This window comes from Pseudomonas poae (assembly GCA_028869255.1).
GTDB lineage: Bacteria > Pseudomonadota > Gammaproteobacteria > Pseudomonadales > Pseudomonadaceae > Aquipseudomonas > Aquipseudomonas poae_C.
Window position 1 is genome coordinate 5,856,443 of sequence record CP110972.1, and the last position, 23,226, is coordinate 5,879,668.

Annotated in this window: 12 protein-coding genes and 3 pseudogenes; 6 read left to right on the forward strand and 9 right to left on the reverse strand. The window is 63.7% G+C overall.

Going from position 1 to position 23,226, the window contains the following annotated elements:
* Positions 1-52: 52 nt before the first annotated feature.
* From pbpC to LRS56_26620, 8 genes and pseudogenes are all read right to left on the reverse strand, one after another.
* The gene (pbpC, locus tag LRS56_26585) at positions 53-2,353 is read right to left on the reverse strand and encodes a penicillin-binding protein 1C (GenBank protein ID WDU62283.1); all 2,301 of its coding nucleotides are present in this window, start codon (positions 2,351-2,353) and stop codon (positions 53-55) included.
* Positions 2,334-8,135, reverse strand: a pseudogene (locus LRS56_26590) (alpha-2-macroglobulin). The gene pbpC and the pseudogene LRS56_26590 overlap by 20 nt, the downstream one beginning before the upstream one ends.
* A gap of 297 nt (positions 8,136-8,432) precedes the next feature.
* Positions 8,433-9,365 (reverse strand): phosphatidate cytidylyltransferase, encoded by a 933-nt coding sequence (locus LRS56_26595; protein ID WDU62284.1) that lies wholly within the window; start codon positions 9,363-9,365, stop codon positions 8,433-8,435.
* 1 nt (position 9,366) lies between these two features.
* Positions 9,367-9,987, reverse strand: a complete 621-nt coding sequence (locus LRS56_26600; GenBank protein ID WDU62285.1) for a lysophospholipid acyltransferase family protein — start codon at positions 9,985-9,987, stop codon at positions 9,367-9,369.
* Between the two features lie 9 nt (positions 9,988-9,996).
* Positions 9,997-10,440, reverse strand: a complete 444-nt coding sequence (locus tag LRS56_26605) for a hypothetical protein (GenBank protein ID WDU62286.1) — start codon at positions 10,438-10,440, stop codon at positions 9,997-9,999.
* Positions 10,430-11,728 (reverse strand): phosphatase PAP2/dual specificity phosphatase family protein, encoded by a 1,299-nt coding sequence (locus tag LRS56_26610; protein ID WDU62287.1) that lies wholly within the window; start codon positions 11,726-11,728, stop codon positions 10,430-10,432. Before LRS56_26610 ends, LRS56_26605 begins: the two co-directional genes overlap by 11 nt.
* A gap of 2 nt (positions 11,729-11,730) precedes the next feature.
* Complete coding sequence (locus LRS56_26615; protein ID WDU62288.1) at positions 11,731-13,485, reverse strand: bifunctional alpha/beta hydrolase/class I SAM-dependent methyltransferase; 1,755 nt, start codon at positions 13,483-13,485, stop codon at positions 11,731-11,733.
* Positions 13,486-13,495: 10 nt separating this feature from the next.
* Complete coding sequence (locus LRS56_26620; GenBank protein WDU62289.1) at positions 13,496-14,119, reverse strand: CDP-alcohol phosphatidyltransferase family protein; 624 nt, start codon at positions 14,117-14,119, stop codon at positions 13,496-13,498.
* 304 nt (positions 14,120-14,423) lie between these two features.
* On the opposite strand from LRS56_26620, the pseudogene LRS56_26625 reads away from it, so the two are divergent.
* The 6 genes and pseudogenes from LRS56_26625 (at position 14,424) to cfaB (ending at position 21,642) form a co-directional block, all read left to right on the forward strand.
* Positions 14,424-16,329 (forward strand): annotated as a pseudogene (locus tag LRS56_26625) (protease modulator HflK).
* A 12-nt stretch (positions 16,330-16,341) separates the two neighbouring features.
* Positions 16,342-17,325 carry a protease modulator HflC gene (locus LRS56_26630; GenBank protein ID WDU62290.1) on the forward strand — a complete coding sequence of 328 codons (984 nt, stop codon included), beginning with the start codon at positions 16,342-16,344 and terminating at the stop codon, positions 17,323-17,325.
* Positions 17,322-18,356 carry a protease modulator HflK gene (locus tag LRS56_26635; protein ID WDU62291.1) on the forward strand — a complete coding sequence of 345 codons (1,035 nt, stop codon included), beginning with the start codon at positions 17,322-17,324 and terminating at the stop codon, positions 18,354-18,356. Before LRS56_26630 ends, LRS56_26635 begins: the two co-directional genes overlap by 4 nt.
* The gene (locus LRS56_26640; protein ID WDU62292.1) at positions 18,353-20,239 is read left to right on the forward strand and encodes a cation-translocating P-type ATPase; all 1,887 of its coding nucleotides are present in this window, start codon (positions 18,353-18,355) and stop codon (positions 20,237-20,239) included. Before LRS56_26635 ends, LRS56_26640 begins: the two co-directional genes overlap by 4 nt.
* A pseudogene (locus tag LRS56_26645) lies at positions 20,236-20,370 on the forward strand (DUF2063 domain-containing protein). Before LRS56_26640 ends, LRS56_26645 begins: the two are co-directional and overlap by 4 nt.
* An 87-nt stretch (positions 20,371-20,457) precedes the next feature.
* Positions 20,458-21,642 (forward strand): C17 cyclopropane fatty acid synthase CfaB, encoded by a 1,185-nt coding sequence (gene cfaB, locus LRS56_26650; protein WDU62293.1) that lies wholly within the window; start codon positions 20,458-20,460, stop codon positions 21,640-21,642.
* Between the two features lie 132 nt (positions 21,643-21,774).
* On the opposite strand, the gene cls is transcribed toward cfaB, so the two are convergent.
* Complete coding sequence (cls, locus tag LRS56_26655; protein ID WDU65819.1) at positions 21,775-23,214, reverse strand: cardiolipin synthase; 1,440 nt, start codon at positions 23,212-23,214, stop codon at positions 21,775-21,777.
* Positions 23,215-23,226: the final 12 nt, after the last annotated feature.

Below are 23,226 nucleotides of genomic sequence, written 5' to 3' on the forward strand. Positions count from 1 at the left end.
TACCGCGAGCCTGTCTCGCGGTTTTTTTTACCGGCCAGGCGTTCGAGCCCGCTCACGGCACAAACTCCACCTTCAACCCCCGGCTCGCGCTACGCCCCTGATCATCACTGACCCGCAACCAATATTCCCCCGATTTGCCCGGCCGCCAGTTCAGCGTGGTTTGCGGTGGGCCCTGGCCAATCAGCGTCTGGTCGGCGAACCAGTACAAGGTCGCCGCATCACTGGCCGCGTTGGCGCTCAGCGGGATGCTTTCCTGGGGCTGGGACAGGCGCAACTGGTAGCTCACCTGCGTCAGCGGCGAGCGGATTTGCGGCGCTTCGCTCTGGTCGCTGACGCGATTGGGCTGACAGTTCTTCATCACATTCGGCGGTGTGCGCCGGGGCAGGCCGGCGGCGCGGTACAGGCGCTGGACGTCGCTGGGCCAGAACTCGAAGACTTCTTCGCGGGTGTATTGCGCCTCGAACGGTGGGCACGCGGCCTTGCCGGTGCGGGTGTCGATCAGTACCGGGCGGTGCAGGTTGGACACGCGTATCGGCGAGACGCCGGGGATGTACCAGGTCTTGCGGGTTTGCGGGCACCAGCGGTTGGGCAACTCGCCGGAAGCGGCGCAGACGTCGATGCGCACCAGCCCGGCGGGTGGTTTGTCGGGTTTGATCAGCACATTCGGCAACGCCAGGGGCAAGGCATCGGCGATGCGAAAGAACAGCGGCGCGGCGGTCTTGGCGCCGATAAACGCCGGGTTCGGGCGACCATCAAAGTTACCTACCCACACCACCAGCACGTACGGGCCGACCAGGCCGGCGCTCCAGGCGTCGTGAAAACCCCAGGACGTGCCGGTTTTCCAGGCGGTACGCCAGTGGCGATCGGGCAAACCATCCGGGCGCGGGTTGCGGCGCAGCATGTCGCGCACCATAAACGCGGCTTGCGGGGTGAGCAGTTGGGGGCCGGTGGATGGCGGCTGGTCCTGCACATAGCGCAATGGCCGCAGATGCCCGTCGCCGGCCAGCATCACATACAGCTGCGCCAGCTCCTCCGGCGTCATCTCACCGCCGCCGAGGGCCAGCGCCAGGCCGTAGTGGCTTTCACCGCGCAGGCCCTTGATACCGGCGCGTTGCAGCAATCCATACAGAGACGGCGATTTTACCTGGCTGGCCAGCCACACAGCGGGGATATTGCGACTACGGATCAGGGCGTCCCGCGCAGTCAGTGGCCCGACAAAACTGCCGTCGAAATTTTCTGGCTGGAAGTAGCCGAAGTTACTCGGCAAATCCTTGAGGATGCTCATGGGGTGGATAACCCCTTGGTCCAGCGCCAGCCCATAGAGGAATGGCTTGAGGGTCGACCCTGGCGAGCGCCGCGCCAGCACGCCGTTGACCTGGCCGTGGATGCTTGTGGATAAGTAATCCGCCGAGCCCACCAATGCCTTTACGCTCTGATCACGGCTGTCGATCAGAATCGCCGTGGCGTTTTCCACGCCGGTGCTGCGCCGTTCAGCGATAAAGCCGGTGATCAGGCGTTCGAGTAATTGCTGCAAGGGCAGGTTAAGGGTGCTGTTCAACTCATTGTCCGGCTGGGACGCCAGCAACTGTTCGCTCAGGTGCGGTGCCAGAAACGGGATCTGCTGGCGGTTGCGCGCCTCCAGCGGCAAGTCGAGCAAACTGCCGTTACGCGGGTCTTGTGGATAAGTTTCACGCCAGTCGGCCATCAACCGCAGCCGCGCATTTTGCAGGGATGGCCCAAAGCGTGCGCGCCGCCCCGGCTGCTGGGGAATCACCGCCAGCGCCAGGGATTCCGACAAGGACAACTGCGATGCTGACTTGCTGAAGTAAATCCGGCTCGCCGCCTCGGCGCCTTCGATATTGCCGCCCATGGGGGCCAGGTTCAGGTAAGCCTCGAGAATATCGTGCTTGCTGTACCGCGCCTCCAACCACAATGCCAGGGCCATCTGTTGCAGCTTGCCCGGTACCTGGCGGGTGTTGAGGTCCCACAACCGCCGTGCCAGTTGCATGCTCAAGGTCGAGCCGCCCTGACGCTGGCCGCCGCTGTAGGTGGCCATGGCCGCCCGCAGCAACGCCGGCGGATTGACCCCGGGGTGCCAGTAGAAATTGCGGTCTTCCTTGAGCAGTAAGGCTTCGACCAGTGACGGTGATATGCGCTCCAGCGGTAGCCATAAACGGTATTGGCCGTCATCCGCCAGCGTCATGCGCAGCAATGAGCCGTCGTCGGCCAACACCACCCGTGAGGAGCTCACGGTCTGTTCCAGCGGGGCGTGCGGCCATAGCCGCAACCCCGCCAACAGCACCGCCGCTGCCAGCAGCGGCGGCGTCAGTCGCTTAAGGCTTGGTAATTTCAAGCTGGCCTACTTTGCCGCGCCCTTGCAGGGTGGTTTCGTACATGCCTTCGGCGTAGGCCGGTGGCGTATTGAAGGTCCCTGCGTGGGTGGCACGCACGCGATACACGAAAGTGCCTACATCGCGCAGCGCAGTGCCGTACAACACCACCCGATCATCACGTACATCCACGTAGTCTGGTTGCCAGGTGCTCAAGTCGGTTTCGCCAATGGGCGCCTGCCACGTGTCGGCTTCCTCGCTGTCTTCCACGTACTCGGACTCTTCGCCTTCGCCTTCCTCGGTACTGGCGGCTTGCGGTTCCGGCGGCAAGTTATACACAGGCTCCACGCCACCCGGCAGCAGGTCGACCACGGCCACTTGCTGCACCTGTGTCGCGGTCGGTGGCGCGCAGGCGCAGGCGCACCAGGAACTCATCGCCCACGGCCACCGTGCTCACCGGTTCGCCTTTGAGGTCGAGGTATTCGTGGATGATTTCCAGGCCATTGTTGATCGGCTTGAGCTTGGCGCCCTTATCGAAACCGGCTTCGCTGAGCATGTAGAACGCGGCCGGGCCGTCGGTTTTTTCCATCACCAGCTTTTGCGTGGCGCCCGGTACGGCGGCGCGAGGTGGCTGGCCAGCCATCTCCAGCAGTTGTTGCTGTTTGTCACCCAGCCAGGCGGTGGCCTTGAGGCTCATATCGCTTTGCGCACGCTGGCCGTAGTTGTCCAGGGCACGCAGCAACAAGGCTGCCGACAGCGAGTTGTAGCGCTGTTCGTTAAGGCGTTTGCCGAGTTTGTCCAACAGCGCCGTCGGCACATCCTCCAGCAGCTCGGGGAAGTGGCGCGCCAGCAGGTGCAGGTGTTCGGCGTCGTGCACCAGCGGGTCGTAATACAGGCCGTCGCTGTCCCACTTATCCACAAGCGAACGCCACGGGATCTTGCGGAACAGCGTATCGGCCTGGCGATCCTGCTTGAGCAGCTTGTAGCTGGCGGCCAGGTAGGCGGCGCCCAGGTCGTTCTGCCAAGTGTCCTTGAAGTAGCTTTCGTAACGCTCGCGGATGTCACTCAAGGCGCCGCTCACCAGAATCCCTGACGGCTCAGCAGGTAACTGGCATAGGCACGGTTGCGCAACTCCGACAGACCTTCGCTCGGGCCGTTGGCCAGATCCGTCAGATAAGCATTCGAGCGCAGCAGCAAATCTTCCGGTACCGGCAGCCCGCGTTCCTTGGCTTCGATCAGGAAGTCGGTGGCGTACAGGCTGGCATACGGCGCCACGTCGGGGTTGGCCGCCCACAACCCGAAGCCACCGGCCTGGTTCTGACGCTGGCGCAGCATGCGCACCGCACTGGCGAAGGCTTGTTCGGCTTCGGGCGCAGTGCCGCCCCAGATCAACGCCGGCATGGCCTTGGACACCAGTTGCTCAGTGCAGGCGTAGCCGTAGTCATCCAGGTAATGCTTGAGGCCGTTGGCCCACACCAGCGGCGAGGCGGCTACGCCCAGCTGCACGTTGCGCAGTTGGCTGAACAGTTCGCGGGTGGGTTTGAGTTCTTTGCTGGCGCTGTCGAAGCGGCCCAGGCTCAAGGCCACACGGTGTTCACTCAGTGGGCGGATCGAGGTGGTTTCCGCCACCTGGATACGTTTGCCATCCGCCAGCACCGCGACAAAGCGCAGGTCCGCCGAGCCGAGGGTTTCGCCGACCTTGATCGTGAACTCGGCGGTGCCTTCCTTGCGCGGTTGCAGCGACAGGGTGCTGCCTTTGTCGCCCTGCACGTTGAGGCCGTCGCTGGTCTGCAGCTCAAACTTCACATCCGCCGCCGCGTCGAGGTTGCTGAACACCCCCGCACTTACGTTGAACACATCCCCTGGCGCCACAAAGGCCGGGACGTTCGGCGTGATCACGATGGGCCCGCGTACTTCGGTGTTGGCCTCGCTCACGCCCACGCTGTCTGCATCCACCGCCACCGCGAACAGGTGCAGCTTGCCGTTGAAGCTGTCCGGCACCTGGTAATGCAGCACGGTTTCGCCGGCCGGCAAGTCCACCAACCCCGACCACCAGGCCACCGGCGGCTGATGTTTACGCTTGAACGGGTTGAGGTGGTTGGCCAGGGCGCCTTCCGTATCGCCACCGGGCGCTGCCCCACTGAGCAGCCGGCTGAATTCCGGCAGGATGAGGTCAAGAATCTGACTGGTGCCGACTTCCAACGCACGCTTCTGAAAGAAGAAACCCAACGGGTCCGGCGCCTGGTAGCGCGCCACTTGCAAGATGCCTTCGTCCACCGCATACACCACGGCGCGGCCGGGGCGGTCGGCGCTCACCTTGATATCAAGGGTCTGCCCCGGTTCGATCTGCGCCGGGCCTTCGACCTTCAGCGCCATGCGTCGCGCATCCAGGTTGATGCCAAATGGCACCACGCCGTAGGACAACGGGCTCATATAAACCTCGGCTGAACCCATGTCCCGCACAAACTGCACGTTGACGTAGGCATTGCCCTCCAGCCCCGCAGGCACGCGGATATGTTGCACGCTGTTGGTGCTGTCGGCCTTGAACCATTGCTGGGTGTAGACCTTGTCGCGCTCGATGGTGATCAAACCGGCACCGGTGTACGGCGCACGAATGCTGATCGCTATCTCATCGCCGGTGGCGTAGCTGCGTTTATCCAGGCGCAGTTGCAGTTCGGCGTTGCGCTCCAGCGAGCGCGAGGTGTTGCCACGCCCGGCCACGCTGTAGTCGATCTGGTTCAGCAGGTTGCCGTTGGCGTCCTTGAGTTGCAGGGTGAAATCACCCGGTGTTGCGGTGTTCAGGGTTTGCTTGGCGCCTTCTTTGGTCATTACCAATGGCGAGGCCGGTTGGCTGATGTTCTTGATGCGCGACTCGTATTTGTAGGTGCCATTGGACTGTTTCACCAGCACCGACACATAGCGGTGCTCGACCACCTCGGTGGTCAGGCCGTCCACCGCCAGCGGCGTGAGGTCTGGCGCGACGGCCAGCCATTGCACCTGGCGCGGGGCGTCCTTGGCGACGTACGACAGCGAGTCCTGACTTTTCACACCGACCAGATAGGGCGCGGACGACACCAGCAAGGCACTTTGCGCCGCCACATTGCGGCCACCTTCGGCCTCGAACACCTGGGTCATCACTTGCAGGCGATAGGTGCTGTTGGCGAAGCGTTGCAGGTTCAGGTCGAGCACGGCTTGGCCGTTGTCGTCGACAGTGGTTTCGGCCAGGTCTTCGGTGCTGGCCTCTTCCAGTGAGTCGTTGAGACGGAAGCGGTAATCGGGGTACCGCTCAAAGGCCGCAAGCGTAGGGCTCAGGGACATCTTCGCGGTTACACGGCGGCCTGCCGCCGGGGCGCCGAACAAGTGCATCGCGGTGACCTTGGCCACCACCTGGTCCGGTGGAATCCAGCCCTGCACGGGCGTGTCGTGCAGGCTCAAGCTGACCTTCATGCGGTCCGGCTCGAAATCGCGAACCTTGAAGCTGACACTGCCGAGGTCAGTGCGGGTATTTTTCTGCCCAATCAACTGCAGGGTCGCGGTGTAATCCCCGGCGGGGGCGACCTCGCTGCTGGGGAAATCAAAGGTTTCAAAACCGCTGGCAGACAGTTTCAGTGGCTGGCGGATCACTTCCAGGCCACGCGGGTCGGTGATTTGCAGCTCCACCGGCAGCCCTTGCAGCGCGCCTTTCCAGTTGCCGCTGCGCACGATCATGCCCAGGTGGGCGGTTTCGCCGGGCCGGTACAGGCCACGGTCGGTGAACAGGTAGGCGCTGAGGCGATCAATCGCACCGTCCTCTTCCAAACCGCCTACATCAAAGCGCGACAAATCCAATTGCTGCGACTGGCGGGCAATCGGCAGGAACGACTGGTCATTGCCGCGGGTGACCACATACATCAGCGGCGTTTTCTCACGGCGCAGTTCATCCAGCTTGGCGAAATGCGCATGGCCTTCGGCATCGGTGCGGCCACTGCTGACCGGCAAACCGTTACGGCCAATGATGTCGACTTGTGCCTCGGCCACCGGCGAACCGTTGCCGATGGACTGCACATACACATCATGGCTGCCGTCGCTGGAACGCTTGGCGATGATGCCGAGGTCGGTGACCACGATAAAACGCAGGTCGCTGGTGCTGCTGCGGTCGTACTCGAACGTGCGCGGGGCCGGGTCATCCTGCGGGCTGAGCTTGAGCACGAAAATGCCGCGCCGGCCGCCGTTGGCGGTGAGGTAGTGGCTGAGGTCCACGTTGTCGTAGACGGTTTTGGCCGGGTCGTTGGATGACAGCGCAATGTCCAGCGACTGACGCTCTACCATGCGGTCGAAGTATTCGTTACCGAAATTCGGCCGGGCAAAGCTGCCGCTGCTCTGGTCCACCAGGTGTTGCAACTGGTTGGGTAGCAGGCGGGCGATTTCCACATGCGCGCCGGGCACGCCACGGGCCATGAAACCCAGGCGTTTTTCGCCATTGAGGCTAAGCAGGGCGCCGTCGGACAAGAACTGCAAGGTGCGCGGGTAGGCCGGCATGCTGATCAGCGAGGCCGTAGGGTTTTTTGCCAGGTAACCGCCGATGGCTTCCAGGTTGGCCGGCACGCGTACATACAGTGCGCGACCCGCAGGGGCCTTGAACTTGAACGCGTGCAGGGTGTTCAGCGGCTCGACGCTGGGCACGTGGGTCAGGTTGACCTTGGTGCTGCGGGCCAGCAGCGCGTCGTCGATGTCGTTGCTGTTATAGGGCCGCGTGTCGTCCTGGGCTTTTTCCGGCAACAGCCAGGCCTGGACCTTACCGGCAATGGTGTTATCGGCTACAGCGCTGGAGCTGCTGAACATCAGCACCGGCTCCGGCTCACCACGCTCGTTATCCACAAAGCTGACTTCGGCGCCGGTGAAGGTCAGGCGATAGCGGCCGGGCACCGTGACTTCCGCCACCAGCGGCGCAGTGCTGGCATTGCCGCCGTCGCGGGCCTTGAGCCCTTCATCGAGCTTGGCGCTGACCGGCGTGCTTTCCAGCGGAGTGGCCAGGGCGGCAGAACGTACGTAGGCGTTGAGCCTGGTGTCGTCGAAGCTGATTTCCGGGCGGTTGGGCAACTGGGCGTCGCGGTAGGCCAAGCCTTTGCCCAGGGTTACCGAGACGCGCTTGCGTAGGCTGTCTTCATCGACCGGGTGGGAAAAGTGGAAGGTCGCCACCAGCTGTTTCAGCGTTGGGTTGGATGGATCCTGGTACAGCTCGTTGGCGGCCAGGGTGGCGCGGAACGGTTGCGTGGAAAACTGGCTGCTGTACTGGTCCAGCAGCACGCCGTCGGCCAGCAGGTTCTTCTTGGCCAGGTCCAGGGTGTAATGGGCGTCGATGGGCCAGTCTTTTTCCGGCACGAACAACAGGCTGCGGTCGTCTGCCCAGCGCCAGGTACCCGCGACTTCGGGCTTGAGCGTGATGCCCTGCGTGACCGGCTTGCCAATGGCGGCCAGCGGGGCCACCGACTCGGCGAAGCGCACCTGCAAGTTATCCACAACCGGCGTTTGCTGGGTGTAGTCGGTCAGGTTCGGTTTATGCAGCGAGTAGCTCGCGGTGTGCGGCTGCGGCAGGTTGGAGTACCAGTGCCAGCCGTAGAAACCGGCGGCGGCCAGCAGCACAAGCCCAAGCACCCCGGCACCCGTCTGACGTGGGTAAGCGCGGGCTTTACCACCCAGTTGCGTCAGGCCACGGCCGATGGCACGCAGCCACAGCGGAGGATGCCACTGGCCGAAAACGGCCCCCACCACAGTCAGAAACACGCCGGCAACACGACGGCTGATGGCTTTGAGCGAATCGAACATGGTGAGCATCCCTGGCTAAGTGCGGCGTATCTTACAGGTATCTTTGATACAAAAGATGACGCGGATACGCCGCACAGCGTGGATGTTTACCGAGTTAGCGGGATGAAAAAGGAGCGAGGGGGGAGCAGCAGCGGTTTCGGATTTTTCCCGCTCTCGAAAACACTGCAAAACAAAGGTGGGAGCGGGCTTGCTCGCGAAAGCGCTAGGTCAGTCACCAGATGCATTGGCTGACAGATTGCCTTCGGGAGCAAGCCCCCTCCCACATTTTGATCTTCATCAGGCCTGAGGGCGGTGGCCTCAAGTCCACCAGTACCGCACCAGGTGGAAGAAAATCGGCGCGGCAAAACATACCGAATCCAGCCGGTCCAGCATCCCGCCGTGCCCTTCGATCATATGCCCCCAGTCTTTAACGCCCCGGTCGCGCTTGATCGCGGACATCACAATGCCGCCCGCAAACCCCAGCAGGTTGATCAGCAGCGCGATCAAAAATGACTGCCACGGGTTGAACGGTGTGGTCCACCACAGCGCCGCGCCGATCAGGGACGACAGCAAAATTCCGCCGACAAAGCCTTCCACGGTTTTGGAGGGCGACAGGTTGGGCGCGATCTTGTGTTTGCCGAACAGTTTGCCGCACACGTACTGCAACACGTCCGAGAGCTGCACCACGATCACCAGGTAAGCGATCAGCAGCAGGTTGCGGCCTTCGTAGCCGGGGATGTCGAGGGTCAGCAGCGCGGGCACGAAAGACACGCAGAACACCGCGATCATCAGGCCCCACTGCACTTTCGAGGCGCGTTCCAGGAAGTGCGTGCTGTCGCCGCCCAGCGAAGCGAGGATCGGCAGCAGCAGGAACACGTACACCGGGATAAAGATCGAGAACAGCCCGTACCAGTCCGAGTAGATCAGCAGGTATTGCAGCGGCAGGGCCAGGTAGAACGCGGCGACCAGGGCCGGATAGTCGCTGCGGCGGGTGGGAGTGAGGGTGAGGAATTCACGCAGGGCGTAAAACGACACGGCGTAGAACAGCAGGATCACTGCGCCGGTGCCCAGCCAGAAGGCGATGCCGATCACCACCACCATCACCCACCAGGCGTTGATGCGGGCGTTGAGGTTGTCGATCACCGCGTTCGGCGTACCACGGGTGCGCAATTTGAGGATCAGGCCGATCAGCGAGGCGAGCACCAGGATCGCGCCGATCCCGCCGAACAACATCAGGGTTTGGCTATCCATGTCAGACGTGCTCCGGGGCAAGGGCGAGCAGGGCGTCGCGGGTGCGGGCAAGGAAGTCGGCTTTGTCTTCACCGTCTTCCAATTGCAGCGGCGCGCCGAAGCTGGTGGTGCACAGCAAAGGCAGCGGCAGTACGCGGCCCTTGGGCATGACCCGGTTGAGGTTGGCGATCCACACCGGGATCAATTCGGCCTGTGGGTAACTTTTCGCCAAGTGGTACAGGCCGCTTTTGAAGGGCAGCAGGCCGTCTTCCAGATTGCGCGTGCCTTCGGGAAAAATGATCAGCGAATCGCCGCCTTCCAGCGCGTTGAGCATCGGCTGCAGCGGGTTATCCACAGGGTCTTTGCGCTCGCGGTCGATCAGCACGCCGTTGAACACGCGGTTGATGATGTAGCGGCGCAGGGCACTTTTGTTCCAGTAATCGCTGCCGGCCACCGGGCGCGTGAATTTGCGCAGGTTCTGCGGCAGGGAGGCCCACAGCAACACGAAGTCGCCGTGGCTGCTGTGGTTGGCAAAGTAGATGCGCTGCACCGGCACGGGCGCGCAACCCAGCCACAGGCTGCGGGCGCCAGTGACGGTGCGGGCCATGGAGGTAATCAGCGTGGCGACCACGGGTTCGAACATGGGGATTCCTTATCCGGCGAAAGGCAGCCAAGGGCTGGCGAGGATCACGAGCAGGGTCAGCAGCGCTTGCGCGCCCAGCAGCCAGGCCTGTTTGCGCAGCAGTTTGAGGGCGCCGCGACGGCGCTCGGTCCAGGGCCGGCCCGCCCGCTTGGGCGATTGCAGGCCGAGGCTTTGCAGGGCCTGGTCGAGGTCCGCCGTACGGTCGAGGTCGCGGGCCAGCAGCGCGAACAGGTCGGCGTCGAAGGCCACGCGCAGCGCCCAATACTTTTGCAGCAGCCCGAGGATAATCATCCACAGGGCAAGCAGCAGGCAGAGGGTCGAAATACTCGCCATCAGCAACTGGGCCAGGCCGAACAATACGCCGGCCACGGTCAAGCCTGTGGATAACTGGTCCAGCGAGCGCCCACGGCGCAGCAGGCTGGCGACTAGCTGGAGTTCCATATCAGCGGGCATGGGGCAAACCCTCCAAAGCTTTACGGTGAGCGGGGTGCAGGACCACATGGGCCCGCGCTGTACGAATAATAGCCAGCGCCTCATCAACCGTGGCGGCTCGGCCGCTGTGCAGCAGCCAGGCCGCGACGGCGGTGGCGCTGCGCGAATAACCCAGGGCGCAGCACACCAGCAACGGGCCGCTTGAGCGCAGGCGTTCGATGGCCTTGGCCGCTTGCAGGCATTCGATGGGTGTTGGGGCGACCAGGTCCAGCACCGGGACGCACTCATAAGCGCGGCCCTGTGGATTAATCGGCAATTCGGCGCACAGATCGACGATTGCCTTGAATGAACCTTGCTCGTTACGCGCAGGAATCCGCCCAAGCCAGACGTTATCCACAATCAGGTCGGGGTGTGGATGCTTGCGTGTCCACAGGCGTGAATTGATCCACGCGCCGACCAGATAAGGTGCATACAGCCAGCGTGCGGCGGGTGTCAGGCGGCCATCGGCGCGTTTCTGAAAGCCCGCCGCGCCGAGTACGAAATAGTTGGCCTTGATCAACCCCAGTGAAACCGCCGGCCACAGCAGCCACAGCCAACCGCCGCCCAGCCCGAACGCGACAATCACCAACGCCAAAGCACCCAGCCCGTAGCGCACGCCCAGCCGCCAGCGCTTTGTGTCCCGGGTAAGCCGCGCATTCAGCAGCGGGCTTGGATGCTCCAGCGGCCACAACCACACGCACAGCCACCCGGCGAGGGCGCCTGTGGGTAAGTCGATAAAGTGATGTTGATAAGTGGTCAGCACTGAAATGCCGATCAGTGCGAACCAGCCATGCACCAGCCAGCGCCAGACACCTTGGGTATGCCGCTGGTACATGACCCACAGGATCACCAGCAGCGCGATATGCAGCGAGGGCGCCTGGTTGAACGGCTTGTCGAAACCCGCCAGGACGGCAAACAGCCAACCGAACACGCCGTCCAGCTCCGGCCGTTCAAAGGTGAAGCGCAGCGGCCAGATCAGGAAGCAGCTCACGGCGATGACCTGCGCACTGAGCAGGCGCAACGCGTGTTGCTTCAGCTCATGCCGGGTGTTGGGCAGCAGCAGGGAGAAGCCGTAGAGCAGGTCGATGGACCAGTAGGGCACGATGGTCCAGGCCCAGAACGGCATATGGGTTTCCCAGCCGAACACCAGCGTGCCGACGTCGCTGCGCTGGCTGGTGACCCAGGTAGCAAAGCCGTAGGTGCTGAAAAACAGCGGTGCCAACAACAGCAGCCACAGGACTGCCGGTTTCAATAAGCCGGGTTCGCGCATGCTCAGATCTTCTGTGCCACGGACACCGTGAAAATGCCCCACTCATCTACCCGCTGGGTGATTTTGCGGAAACCGGCCGCTTCCACCAGTTGGTCCATTTCCGCCTGGCTGCGACGGCGCATCACCCACGCCTGGCCCTGGCGGTGGCTGGTCAGCGCACGGGCGATCAGTTCCAGTTGCGGGTGCCACGGCTGGCCGGTGTAGACCAGATAGCCGCCAGGTTCCACCGCTTCAGCCAGGCCAGCCAACGAACCGCCGACCATGGCGTTATCGGCAAACAACTCATACAGACCGGAAACCACGGCCAATGTCGGCTTGGGCTGCAGGGCCGCGAGGTCGGCACGGTCAAATGCATCGCCTTTGACGAACTGCGCGATATCCCCCAGGCCCTTCTCACGGATCAGCGCGCCACCGTCGCGCACGTTGATGTCGCTGTAGTCCCGCAGCAGGATCGATTCCGGCAGCGGCGACACGCCCTGCAAGGCTTCGAGAATGTAGCGGCCGTGGCCGGCGGCGATATCCACGATGCGCACTTCGCGATCATCCGCACGTAACTTGGCCATGGCCAGGCGCAGCAGTTCTTCGACGTTCAGCTTGCGCTGGCGAATGCCGCGCCAGCCGATGGAGTTGAGGTAGTTGGTGTCGATCATCCGCCCCAGCCCGCCCTTGCCGGTGGGGGTGTTGCGGTACACGTAATCGAGGGTGCTGCCGGAGTCGAAACCGGTGTCGAAGCCCAGCTTTACGCCGTCCGACAGGTTCTTGCCCAGGCCCATGCTGGCGCGGGTCAGGCGCCAGTACAGGTCGCGCAGGGAGTTGCGCGGCAATGGCGCCGCCAGGGCTTCGGACTCGGCGCAAGTGGCGCCCAGTTTGTCGGCATCCAGCAGGGAAGCGCGGTCCAGCGGGTGCGTGAAGTTTTGCAGGATAAAGCGCTTGGCGCTGCTCACGGCTACGGCGCGATCACGTTCGCCCAGGGTGTCGTGGAAGAAACCGGGAAGGATATGCAGCTCTTTTTTCAGGCTGCCGAGGCGGTCGAAAAATTGCTGTTGAGGTTTGCGGTGCACCACAAAATCGGAGCCGGAGATCAACAACTGTGTCGGCACCTGGATCGCCTGGGCGTCGGCTACAACCCGGTCGGCGGCTTCGTATAGGCCCAACAGCACATTCACCGAAATGGCCTTGGTGATCAGCGGGTCGCTGTCATAGGACGCCACGCGCTCGGGGTCATGGCTGAGGAACTTGGCCTTCACGTAGCTGTTGACGAAAAAGTTGCCGCGAAAGCGGCGCATCAGCGCCAGGCCCGGGCGGGCGAACGGCACGTACAGCTTGACCTTGAACGCTGGGGAGGCGAGCACCAGGGCGCGGATCTTCGGCGCGTAGTCGTGCACCCACGTTGCCGCGATCACCGCGCCGACGCTTTGGGCGATCACCGCAATGTTTTCTTCTTCGATGCCGTAGGTGGCGCCGATATGCTCGCAAAAGGTCTGCACGTCACGGGCGCTGGTGGCGAAGCTCGGGCTGTCGCCGCGTGCGCCCGGGGATTGGCCGTGGCCACGGGCGTCCCAGGCGAAGACGTCGAACTGCGGCAGGTCCAGCTCATCCACCAGGTGGGCAATGCGCCCCGAATGCTCGTGGCCGCGATGGAACAGCAGGATCGCCTTGCGCGGCTCCTCGCCCGCAGGCGCCGTGGCCGGCCAGTGCCGGTAGAAAAGCTCGACGCCATCATGGGTACTGAAGGTGTGCTGCTGCTGTTCGCGCATCGCAAAATCCTTATGCAGAAGGGGAGGTTTGTTGTTCTTCTTTAAGGCCCTGGCGTACCCGGTTGACCAGGGTGTAGGCGAGCAGGGCGGCCACCAGCCACATCACCGTGTTGACCCAGCCGGCGCCAAGCCAGCCCAGCGCCACGCCGGTGGCCAGCACGCCGAGCACGAACGCCCGATCACTTTTGCCCATCGGCCCGTCGTAGCGCCGCGATGCGCCAACCATCGGCCCCAGCACCCCGGCGTACTCGCTGAACACCGCCAGCAGCGCCACCAGCAGCACCGGTGCCAGGCTCACGCCGGGGATCAGCGCGAAGGGCAGGATCAAGGCGCTGTCGGCGATCACGTCGCACAGCTCATTGAGGTAGGCGCCCAAACGCGACTGCTGGCCGAATTCGCGGGCGAGCATGCCGTCGATGGCGTTGAGGGCCATGCGCAGAATCATCCACAGCGGGATCAGCGCGAACAGCCACAGGTGCTGGGCAAAGCAGGCGATCAACAGGCCGACCAGCAAGGACACGACACCGGCCAACACGGTGATCTGGTTGGCGGTGGTGCCGTTGTCATAGAGGCGCTGCACCAGCGGGCGCAACAGGTTCTGAAAACGCGGTTTGAGCTGATAGATCGAAATCATGGGGGGTGACGCTTCCTTGTCCGTGAACCCGCGAAAAACTGGTTTGGAGTGTGCCGATTATTCGTGGGCTGCACCAGTGATGGCGCGTGTTTATGGGGGTTTAGTCACGATATCGAGCAGTCCACAGATAAATGTGGGAGCGGGCTTGCTCGCGAACGCGGTGGGTCATTCACCCTCTGGGGTGACAGACACACCGCATTCGCGAGCAAGCCCGCTCCCACAGGGGATTAGCGTTGTTTTCGAACAAAAATTTCACGCTCCGTGTTATATCGTAACGAATTATGTACAGACGGGCGTTGAGTGGATGCAAGTGGATCTGGAAGCTGACGGCGGTTCGGTTGAGGGCCTCGCGCGTTTTCAACAAGGGCCGTTCCATGCCCGCCGATTGCGCCAAGCCGGTATCAGCCTGACGGCGCTGGCCATTGCCGGCTGGGTGCTGGCGTTGTTTGTCGCGCTGTTTGCCCCGCTGTCGATCTGGCCGGTGGTGTTGATCAACTGCGCTTCGGCGTTGCTGGTATTGGTGGCGGGCCTGCAGTCGGCGTGGTGGGTGGCCGATTGGCGGGCCCAGGCGCTGGAGGAGCCGACGGCTGACGTGCCGGTTGAAGAACCGGGCCGCTATGCACGCCTGGCCGGGCGGTTTGGCAGGCAGATTGGCGCGCCGGTGCTGTGGCTCGGCGGTTGGTCGCTGTTGGCGCTGGTCAGCGTTATTGAGTTCTGGAACCTTGGCCTGCCCGCCGCAGCGCTGGGGCAGTCGGCAAGCATCGGCGCCGCGCTGGGCCTGGCATTGGCCTTCGGTTTGCTGGTGTTCGAGCGCCGCATGGCGCAGGAAACCGCTACCCAGTGGCCGGAAGCCGCGCAGTTGGCGCAGGTGAGCCGGGTGGCGATTGTTTGCCTGGTGATCAGTGCGGTCTGCCTGCTGTTCGCCGGCGCCGAGTCCGTCTGGCCGCTGCGCCTGGCGGTGCTGATTGGCCTGTTGCCGGCGCTGGTGGCGCTGGAGTTTCTGTTAAGGGGTGTGCTGTCACTGTTCAGCCCGCGCCAGCCGCGCCTCGAACCCCGCCTGATGGCGCAAAGCTTTATTGCCGGCCTGCTGCGTTGGCCGCCACAACCTTTGCTCGCCTTGCAGCACGAGTTGCACAACCGCTTCGGGATCGACCTGCGCCAGATCTGGGCATTTACCTACATGCGTAGGGCATTCCTGCCGGTGTTGCTGGTGGTGCTTGCTGTAGGTTGGGCGCTTAGCGGCGTGCATGAAGTGCCTCTGCAAGGCCGTGGGATTTATGAGCGTTTCGGCAAACCGGTGGAGGTGTTCGGCCCGGGCCTGCATGCCGGGTTGCCCTGGCCGTTGGGTCGCGTGATCAACGTGGAAAACGGCGTGGTGCATGAGTTGGCTACCAGCGTCAGCGAAGCCGCCACACCCGAACGTGCCCCCGCCGAAGGGCCAGCGCCGCTGATCGCCAACCGGCTTTGGGACGCCAGCCACGTGAATGACAAATCCCAGGTCATCGCCAGCAGCAGCGGCGACAAGCAGAGCTTCCAGATCGTCAATATGGACGTGCGTTTCGTCTACCGCATCGGCCTCGGCGACCAGGCCGCGCTGGCCGCCACCTATAACAGCGCGGATGTGCCGACCCTGATTCGCAGCACCGCCAGCCGCATCCTGGTGCATGACTTTGCCTCGCGTACCCTCGACGAATTGCTCGGCGAGCAACGCACTAGCCTCGCCGACGAAATCGGCCGCGCCGTGCAGGCCGACCTGCAAAAACTCGACAGCGGCGTAGAGATTCTGGCGACCGTGGTGGAAGCCATCCACCCACCGGCCGGCGCCGCCAACGCCTATCACGGCGTGCAGGCGGCCCAGATTGGTGCCCAGGCACTGATCTCCCGCGAGCGCGGCGCCGCCAGTGAGCAAACCAACCAGGCGTTGCTGCAAGCCAGCACTGCCCGCGACCAGGCGCTGGCCACCGCACGCGAAGTGAACGCCGGTGCCCAGGCGGCCGACCTGCGTTTTGCCGCCGAACAAAAAAGCCTACGCCACCGCAGGCCGTGCCTTTGTGTTGGAACAGTACCTGGGCCAACTCAGCCAGGGCCTGGCCCACGCCAAGCTGCTTATTCTGGATCACCGCCTGGGCGCCGATGGCGCGCCGACGATCGATCTGCGTTCTTTTACCTTGCCGGCTGACCCTTCGGTGCCGCGTAAAGCCGTTCAATAAGGAGTCTGTCTGTTGAGCGCTCATTCTCACGATCATCATCACGGCCATCACCACCACCCTCATCACGGCGATGAACCGGCCGCGGGCCCGTTCCCCTGGCGGCGCATGGCCTGGGCGCTGCTGCTGGTGCTGTTTGCCGTCGCGGCGGCAAGCCTGGTGCAGGTGCGCTCGGGTGAAGCCACGGTGATTACCCGCTTCGGCAACCCGTCGCGGGTGCTGCTGGAGCCGGGCCTGGGCTGGCGCTGGCCGGCGCCGTTCGAAGCGGCGATCCCGGTGGACCTGCGCCTGCGCACCACCTCCAGCGGCTTGCAGGACGTGGGCACCCGCGATGGCCTGCGCATCATCGTGCAGGCTTACGTGGCGTGGCAGGTGCAGGGCGATGCCGACAATGTGCAGCGTTTCATGCGCGCCGTGCAGAACCAGCCGGATGAGGCGGCGCGGCAGATTCGCACGTTTGTCGGCTCGGCGCTGGAGACCACGGCGGCCAGTTTTGACCTTTCCAGCCTGATCAACACCGACGCCAGCCAGGTGCGAATTGCCGATTTCGAGGCACAACTGCGCCAGCAGATTGATCAACAATTGCTCACCACCTATGGCGTGCGAGTGGCGCAAGTCGGGGTCGAGCGCCTGACCTTGCCGTCGGTGACCCTCACCGCCACGGTCGACCGCATGCGCGCCGAGCGTGAAACCATCGCCACGGAACGCACGGCGGTGGGTAAGCGCGAAGCGGCGCAGATTCGCTCCGCCGCCGAGCGTGATGCGCGCATCGTGCAGGCCGATGCCACGGTGAAAGCCGCCGATATCGAAGCTCAGTCGCGGGTGGAAGCGGCGCAGATTTATGGCCGTGCCTACGCCGCTAACCCGCAGCTGTATAACCTGCTGCGCTCGCTGGATACCTTGGGCACGGTGGTTACGCCGGGCACCAAGATCATCCTGCGCACCGACGCCGCGCCGTTTCGCGCTCTGGTGGACGGGCCGAAGGATGTTCAGCCATGACCCAGCGTGACAGCCCCGACAGCCCGTGGATTCAGGCCGGGCGCCTGACCTTCCTGGCGCTGTACGCGGTGACGGTGTTGGCGGCGTTGGCCTGGGCGTTTTCCAATGTGCGCCAGATCGACCCGCAGAACCGCGCCGTGGTGCTGCACTTCGGCGCCCTGGACCGGATCCAGAATGCCGGGCTGTTGCTGGCGTGGCCGCAGCCGTTCGAGCAAGTGGTGCTGTTGCCGGCGGCGGATCGGGTGATCGAGCGTCGCGTGGAGAACCTGCTGCGTTCCGACGCGGCGATCCAGGCCGATCGTGTGGCCAGTTTTGCGACGCCGTTGAGCGACGCGCTGGCCGGTTCCGGCTACCTGCTGACCGGCGACGCCGGCGTGGTACAGCTGGATGTGCGGGTGTTCTACAAGGTCATCGAGCCCTACGCCTTTGTGTTGCAGGGCGCGCATGTGTTGCCAGCGTTGGATCGCTTGGTGACCCGCAGTGCGGTGGCGCTGACGGCGGCGCGGGACCTGGACACGATTCTGGTGGCGCGCCCGGAACTGATCGGCACCGACAACGGCGCCTCCGAGCGCCGTGAGCGGCTGCGCGGTGACCTGGTGCAAGGCATCAACAAGCGCCTGGCCGAGTTGACCTCCAGCGGTTTGGGCCTGGGCATCGAAGTCACCCGGGTTGACGTGCAGTCGAGTCTGCCGGGGCCGGCGGTGAATGCGTTCAACGCCGTGCTGACGGCCAGCCAGCAAGCCGACAAAGCCGTGGCCAATGCGCGCACCGACGCAGAAAAACTCACCCAGACTGCCAATCAGCAGGCTGACCGACTGGTGCAAGTCGCCCATGCCCAGGCCAGCGAACGCCTGGCCAGTGCCCAGGCGCAAACCGCTACCGTCGCCAGCCTGGCCCAGGTCAAGGACCCAGGCTTGTTGCTGCGCCTGTACCGCGAGCGCTTGCCGAAGATTCTCGGCCAGGCCGGCTCCGTGACCACGGTCGATCCTAAAGACGACTCCCGCTTGATCATTCAGGGCGCCGAACAATGAGTGCACCCATGCTGACCTCCGCTGAACAGCGCAGTGCTGCGCGGCAACTGACCCTGGCCATGCTGGCCCTGGGTTTATTGATATTGGGCCTGGTATGGCGCTGGCTGGCGCCGGACCAGACCGGCGTCAGCCAGTTGCTGCTCGGCGTCGCCTCGTTGCTGGTGGCCGTGCCGGTGATGCGTTCGGCGTGGTACAGCCTGCGTTTCCCGAGCCTGCATGGCATCACCGACCAACTGATCGCCCTGGCGATGATAGGCGCGTGGGCCACGGGCGACCTGCTGACCGCAGCGCTGCTGCCGATCATCATGATCTTCGGCCATGTGCTGGAAGAGCGCAGTGTGATCGGCTCCCAGGAGGCGATTCACGCGTTGGGCAAGCTGACCCGCAGCCATGCGCGGTTGGTACAGGCCGACGGCAGTATTGTTGAAGTGGATAACGGTACGCTGCACACCGGCGATATCGTCGAAGTCCGCGCCGGCGACCGGGTGCCCGCCGATGGTGTGGTGCTGTCGGGCCAGGCCAGCCTGGACACAGCGCCGATCACCGGTGAGTCGGTGCCACTGGAGGCCAGCGTGGGCGTGCAGGTGTTTGGCGGGGCGATCAACCTGGATGGTTTGTTGCGCCTGGAGGTGACCCGCACCGGCGATGAGTCGACCCTGGGCAAAGTCATTGCGCTGATGCAGAACGCCGAGCGCTCCAAGCCGCCGATCACGCGGCTGCTGGAGCGCTATGCCGGCAGCTATATGGTGTTGGTGCTGTTGCTCGCGGCGGTGACCTGGTTTGTGACCAACGATGCCCAGGCGATGTTGGCCGTGCTGGTGGCGGCGTGCCCGTGTGCGTTGGTGCTGTCGGCACCGGCCACGGCGATTGCCGGAATTGCGGTGGCGGCGCGCCATGGGATTTTGATTCGCAGCTCGGCGTTTCTGGAAGAGTTGGCCGACCTGACCTCGCTGGTGGTCGACAAGACCGGCACCCTGACCTTTGGCACCCTGCGTTTGCAGTCCATCGAAACGTCCGCGCCGGACCGCCAGGGCTTGCTGAACCTGGCGGCCAGCCTCGGTTCGGCCAGCAGCCACCCGGTCAGCCGGGCGTTGGCGGGGTTGGCCACGCAGGAACAGCTGCTGGCGCTGACCGATATCCGCGAGCGCCAGGGCCTTGGGGTGGTGGCGCAGACCGGGCAGGGCGAAGCCGCGTTGGGCCGGCCGGAGTTGTTTGAGCAATTGGGCATTGTCACCACCACCGTGCCCAACCACGACGGCCCGATTGCCGGGTTGGCGCTGAACGGGCAGTTCCTCGCCTGGCTGTTGCTGGCCGACAGCGTCAAGCCCGAAGCGCGTCAGGCCCTGCAGGAACTGCGTGACCTGGGCCTGGGCCGCCAGCTGCTGCTCACCGGTGACCGGCAAAGCGTGGCTGACAGCCTGGCACTCGAGGTGGGCATCAGCGACGTCGAAGCCCAAGCCTTGCCGGAAGACAAGCTCAACCGCGTGCTGGGGGAAATCGGCAGCGGTTTTCGGCCGATGGTGGTGGGCGACGGGATCAACGATTCCCTGGCGCTCAAGGCTGGCGTGGTCGGCGTGGCGATGGGCGCGGGCGGGGCGGACATCGCGTTGGCCTCGGCCGATGTGGTGTTGATCGGCAGCGACCTGCGCCGCCTCGGCACGTGCGTGCGCTTGAGCCGTCAGTGCCGGCACACGCTGCAGGTCAACGTGATCATCGGTTTGGGCTGGACGCTGGCCATCGTGGTGTTCGCCGCTTTTGGCTGGTTGGGCGCCGCTGGCGCAATGATCGCAGCGGTGCTGCATAACCTCAGCACCTTGCTGGTACTGGGCAACGCCGGGCGTTTGCTGCGGTTTCAGGAGCCGCTGTTGAAACTCGACCCATGACCACCGGCTGGAATTTTTCAGAACTGTGCGCAGCGTTAGTAGTCACTAGAGATGAGGGTGCACCACTGCAAGCGGTGATGTGGCTGAAACAGTGGGTCCAGGACGGATTGCTCGAACGCCGAACCCCATAGAAGGCCGCTATTAAATCGATAGCCTCCTACTTTGTCTTCGGATGGTCTACCCTCACAGCAGACGTCTGAAACAAGGGGGGACTACTCATGCTCGCGCAACTTCCACCGGCCTTACAGAATCTTCAGCTACCGCTGCGTCTTCGACTCTGGGATGGCCATGAATTCAACTTGGGCCCCGAGCCCAGTGTGACCATCGTGGTGAAGGACCCCACGGTCGTGTCCAAGCTGACCCACCCAACGCTCGATTCACTGGGCGAAGCCTTTGTTGAGGGCAAATTGGAGCTGGAAGGCTCCATCACCGAAGTGATCCGGGTGTGCGATGAGTTGAGCCACGCCCTGATCGATGACGACGAGGGGAGTCGTCCGGTGCGCTCGATCCACGACAAGGCCACTGACGCAGCGGCTATTTCCTACCACTACGACCTGTCCAACGAGTTCTACCAGCTATGGCTGGACCAGGACATGGCGTACTCCTGCGGGTATTTCGAAACCGGCAGCGAGTCCATCGACCAGGCGCAACAAGACAAATTTCGCCACTTGTGCCGCAAGTTGCGGCTGCAGCCCGGGGAGTATTTGCTCGACGTGGGCTGCGGTTGGGGCGGGCTGGCGCGTTTTGCGGCGCGCGAATTCGGGGTCAAGGTATTCGGCATCACCCTGAGCAAGGAGCAGCTGGCACTGGCGCGCGAACGGGTCAAAGCCGAGGGCCTGGAAGGCCAGGTAGACCTGCAACTGCTGGATTACCGCGACCTGCCTCAGGACGGCCGTTTCGACAAGGTGGTGAGCGTGGGCATGTTTGAACACGTCGGTCACGCCAACCTGGCGCAATACTGCAAGACCCTGTTTGGCGCGGTGCGTGAAGGTGGCCTGGTGATGAACCATGGCATTACCGCCAAGCACACCGACGGACGCCCCGTGGGCCGTGGCGCCGGGGAGTTTATCGAGCGTTATGTGTTCCCTAATGGCGAGCTGCCGCACCTGGCGATGATGACCGCGGAAATCAGTGAAGTCGGGCTGGAAGTGGTCGATGTCGAAAGCTTGCGCTTGCACTACGCCCGCACCCTCGACCATTGGAGCGAGCGCCTGGAAGACAACCTCGAAGCAGCGGCGAAGATGGTGCCGGAGCAGGCGTTGCGCATCTGGCGTCTGTACCTGGCCGGCTGCGCCTATGCGTTTGCCCGGGGCTGGATCAACCTGCACCAGATCCTGGCGGTAAAACCCCACGCTGATGGCAGCCATGAACTGCCGTGGACGCGGGAGGATATCTACCGCTGATCTTCAAAACAAAGGCGATCAAAAACTGTGGGAGCTGGCTTGCCTGCGATGGCGGTGTATCACGACCGGATGAGTCGACTGACACACCGCCATCGCAGGCAAGCCAGCTCCACATTGGTTTTGTGTTGAAAGTTAGAGAATCGGTGAAATAAGCCGCGCCACCCGCATGCCCAGTTGTTGCAGACGGCGGGTTTCGCGGCTTTCTTCCTGGCTGACTTCATGGGCCAGGGCGAAGTCGTCCAGCAGCATCTGCTCGACTTGCTTGGCGAAGGCTTCATCGACGGTGAGCAACATCACTTCAAAATTCAGCCGGAATGAACGGTTGTCCATATTCGCACTGCCGATCGCGCTGATCTCGCTGTCCACCAACACCACCTTCTGATGCAGAAAGCCCGGCGTATAGCGGAATACCCGCACGCCGGCGCGTACTGCTTCGATGGCATAGAGGCTGGAGGCGGCGTAGACGATGCGGTGGTCGGGGCGCGATGGCAGCAGCAGGCGCACATCCACCCCACGCAATACCGCCAGGCGCAGCGCGGCAAACACGGCTTCGTCGGGGATGAAATACGGGCTGGTGATCCACACGCGCTCGGTCGCGGCATGGATGGCTTCGACGAAAAACAGCGAGCAGGTTTCATACGGGTCGGCCGGGCCGCTGGCGAGCAATTGGCAGAGCACGCCGTCTTCGGGGTAGGCGTCCGGCAGGATCAGCGGCGGCAGCTCACGGGCGGCCCAGAACCAGTCTTCGGCAAACGACTCCTGCAGGCACGCCACCACCGGGCCGGTGACCTGCACATGGGTGTCGCGCCACGGCGCCAGCGGTGGTTTTTTGCCCAGGTATTCATCGCCCACGTTGTGCCCGCCGACGAACCCGGTAAGGCCGTCCACCACCACGATCTTGCGGTGGTTGCGGAAGTTGACCTGGAACCGATTGAGCCAGCCGCTGCGGGTGGCGAAGGCTTTGACCTGCACCCCGGCGTCGCGCAGCGATTGCACGTAGCGATGGGGCAGGGCGTGGCTGCCGATGCGGTCGTAGAGCACGTAAATGGCCACGCCTTGAGCGGCTTTCTCCTTCAACAGGGCATGCAGTTGGCGGCCCAGTTCGTCGTCATGAATGATGAAGAACTGGAACAGCACCGCTGTCTTGGCGTTGCGGATGGCCTCGAAGATCGCGCTGAAGGTGGCGTCGCCATTGATCAACAAGCGCACTTCGTTGTTGGCCAGGCACGGCATGCGGCCCAGCTTGGGCATGGCGCGCAACGAGGCGTAGGCGCTGGAGTTGCGTGCGGCCAGGGCCTCCTCGACCCACGGGCGCCAGTTCAGCTCGGTGATGGCGGTGTGCATTTCCTGATTGGCCTGGCGACGCGCCTGGATGTACGCGTCGAAGGTGCTGCGGCCGAAGATCAGGTAGGGAATCAGCGTGAGGTAGGGCATGAACATCAGCGACAAGGCCCAGGCGATCGAGCCTTGGGCGGTCCTGACGGTCAGCACCGCGTGGATCGCGGCGAGGGTCCCGAGAAAGTGCAGCGTGGCGATGAAGTAGGCGAGTAGGTGCGGGCCAAAGAAATCCATGAACGACATGAC

Bases quoted from the DNA above. Each gene is read 5' to 3' on its own strand.
- cls (WDU65819.1), bottom strand. From the start codon at position 23,214: ATGGATTTCTTTGGCCCGCACCTACTCGCCTACTTCATCGCCACGCTG.
- cfaB (WDU62293.1), top strand. From the start codon at position 20,458: ATGCTCGCGCAACTTCCACCGGCCTTACAGAATCTTCAGCTACCGCTG.
- LRS56_26635 (WDU62291.1), top strand. From the start codon at position 17,322: ATGACCCAGCGTGACAGCCCCGACAGCCCGTGGATTCAGGCCGGGCGC.
- LRS56_26620 (WDU62289.1), bottom strand. From the start codon at position 14,119: ATGATTTCGATCTATCAGCTCAAACCGCGTTTTCAGAACCTGTTGCGC.
- LRS56_26595 (WDU62284.1), bottom strand. From the start codon at position 9,365: ATGGATAGCCAAACCCTGATGTTGTTCGGCGGGATCGGCGCGATCCTG.
- LRS56_26610 (WDU62287.1), bottom strand. From the start codon at position 11,728: ATGCGCGAACCCGGCTTATTGAAACCGGCAGTCCTGTGGCTGCTGTTG.
- LRS56_26615 (WDU62288.1), bottom strand. From the start codon at position 13,485: ATGCGCGAACAGCAGCAGCACACCTTCAGTACCCATGATGGCGTCGAG.
- LRS56_26600 (WDU62285.1), bottom strand. From the start codon at position 9,987: ATGTTCGAACCCGTGGTCGCCACGCTGATTACCTCCATGGCCCGCACC.
- LRS56_26605 (WDU62286.1), bottom strand. From the start codon at position 10,440: ATGCCCGCTGATATGGAACTCCAGCTAGTCGCCAGCCTGCTGCGCCGT.
- LRS56_26640 (WDU62292.1), top strand. From the start codon at position 18,353: ATGAGTGCACCCATGCTGACCTCCGCTGAACAGCGCAGTGCTGCGCGG.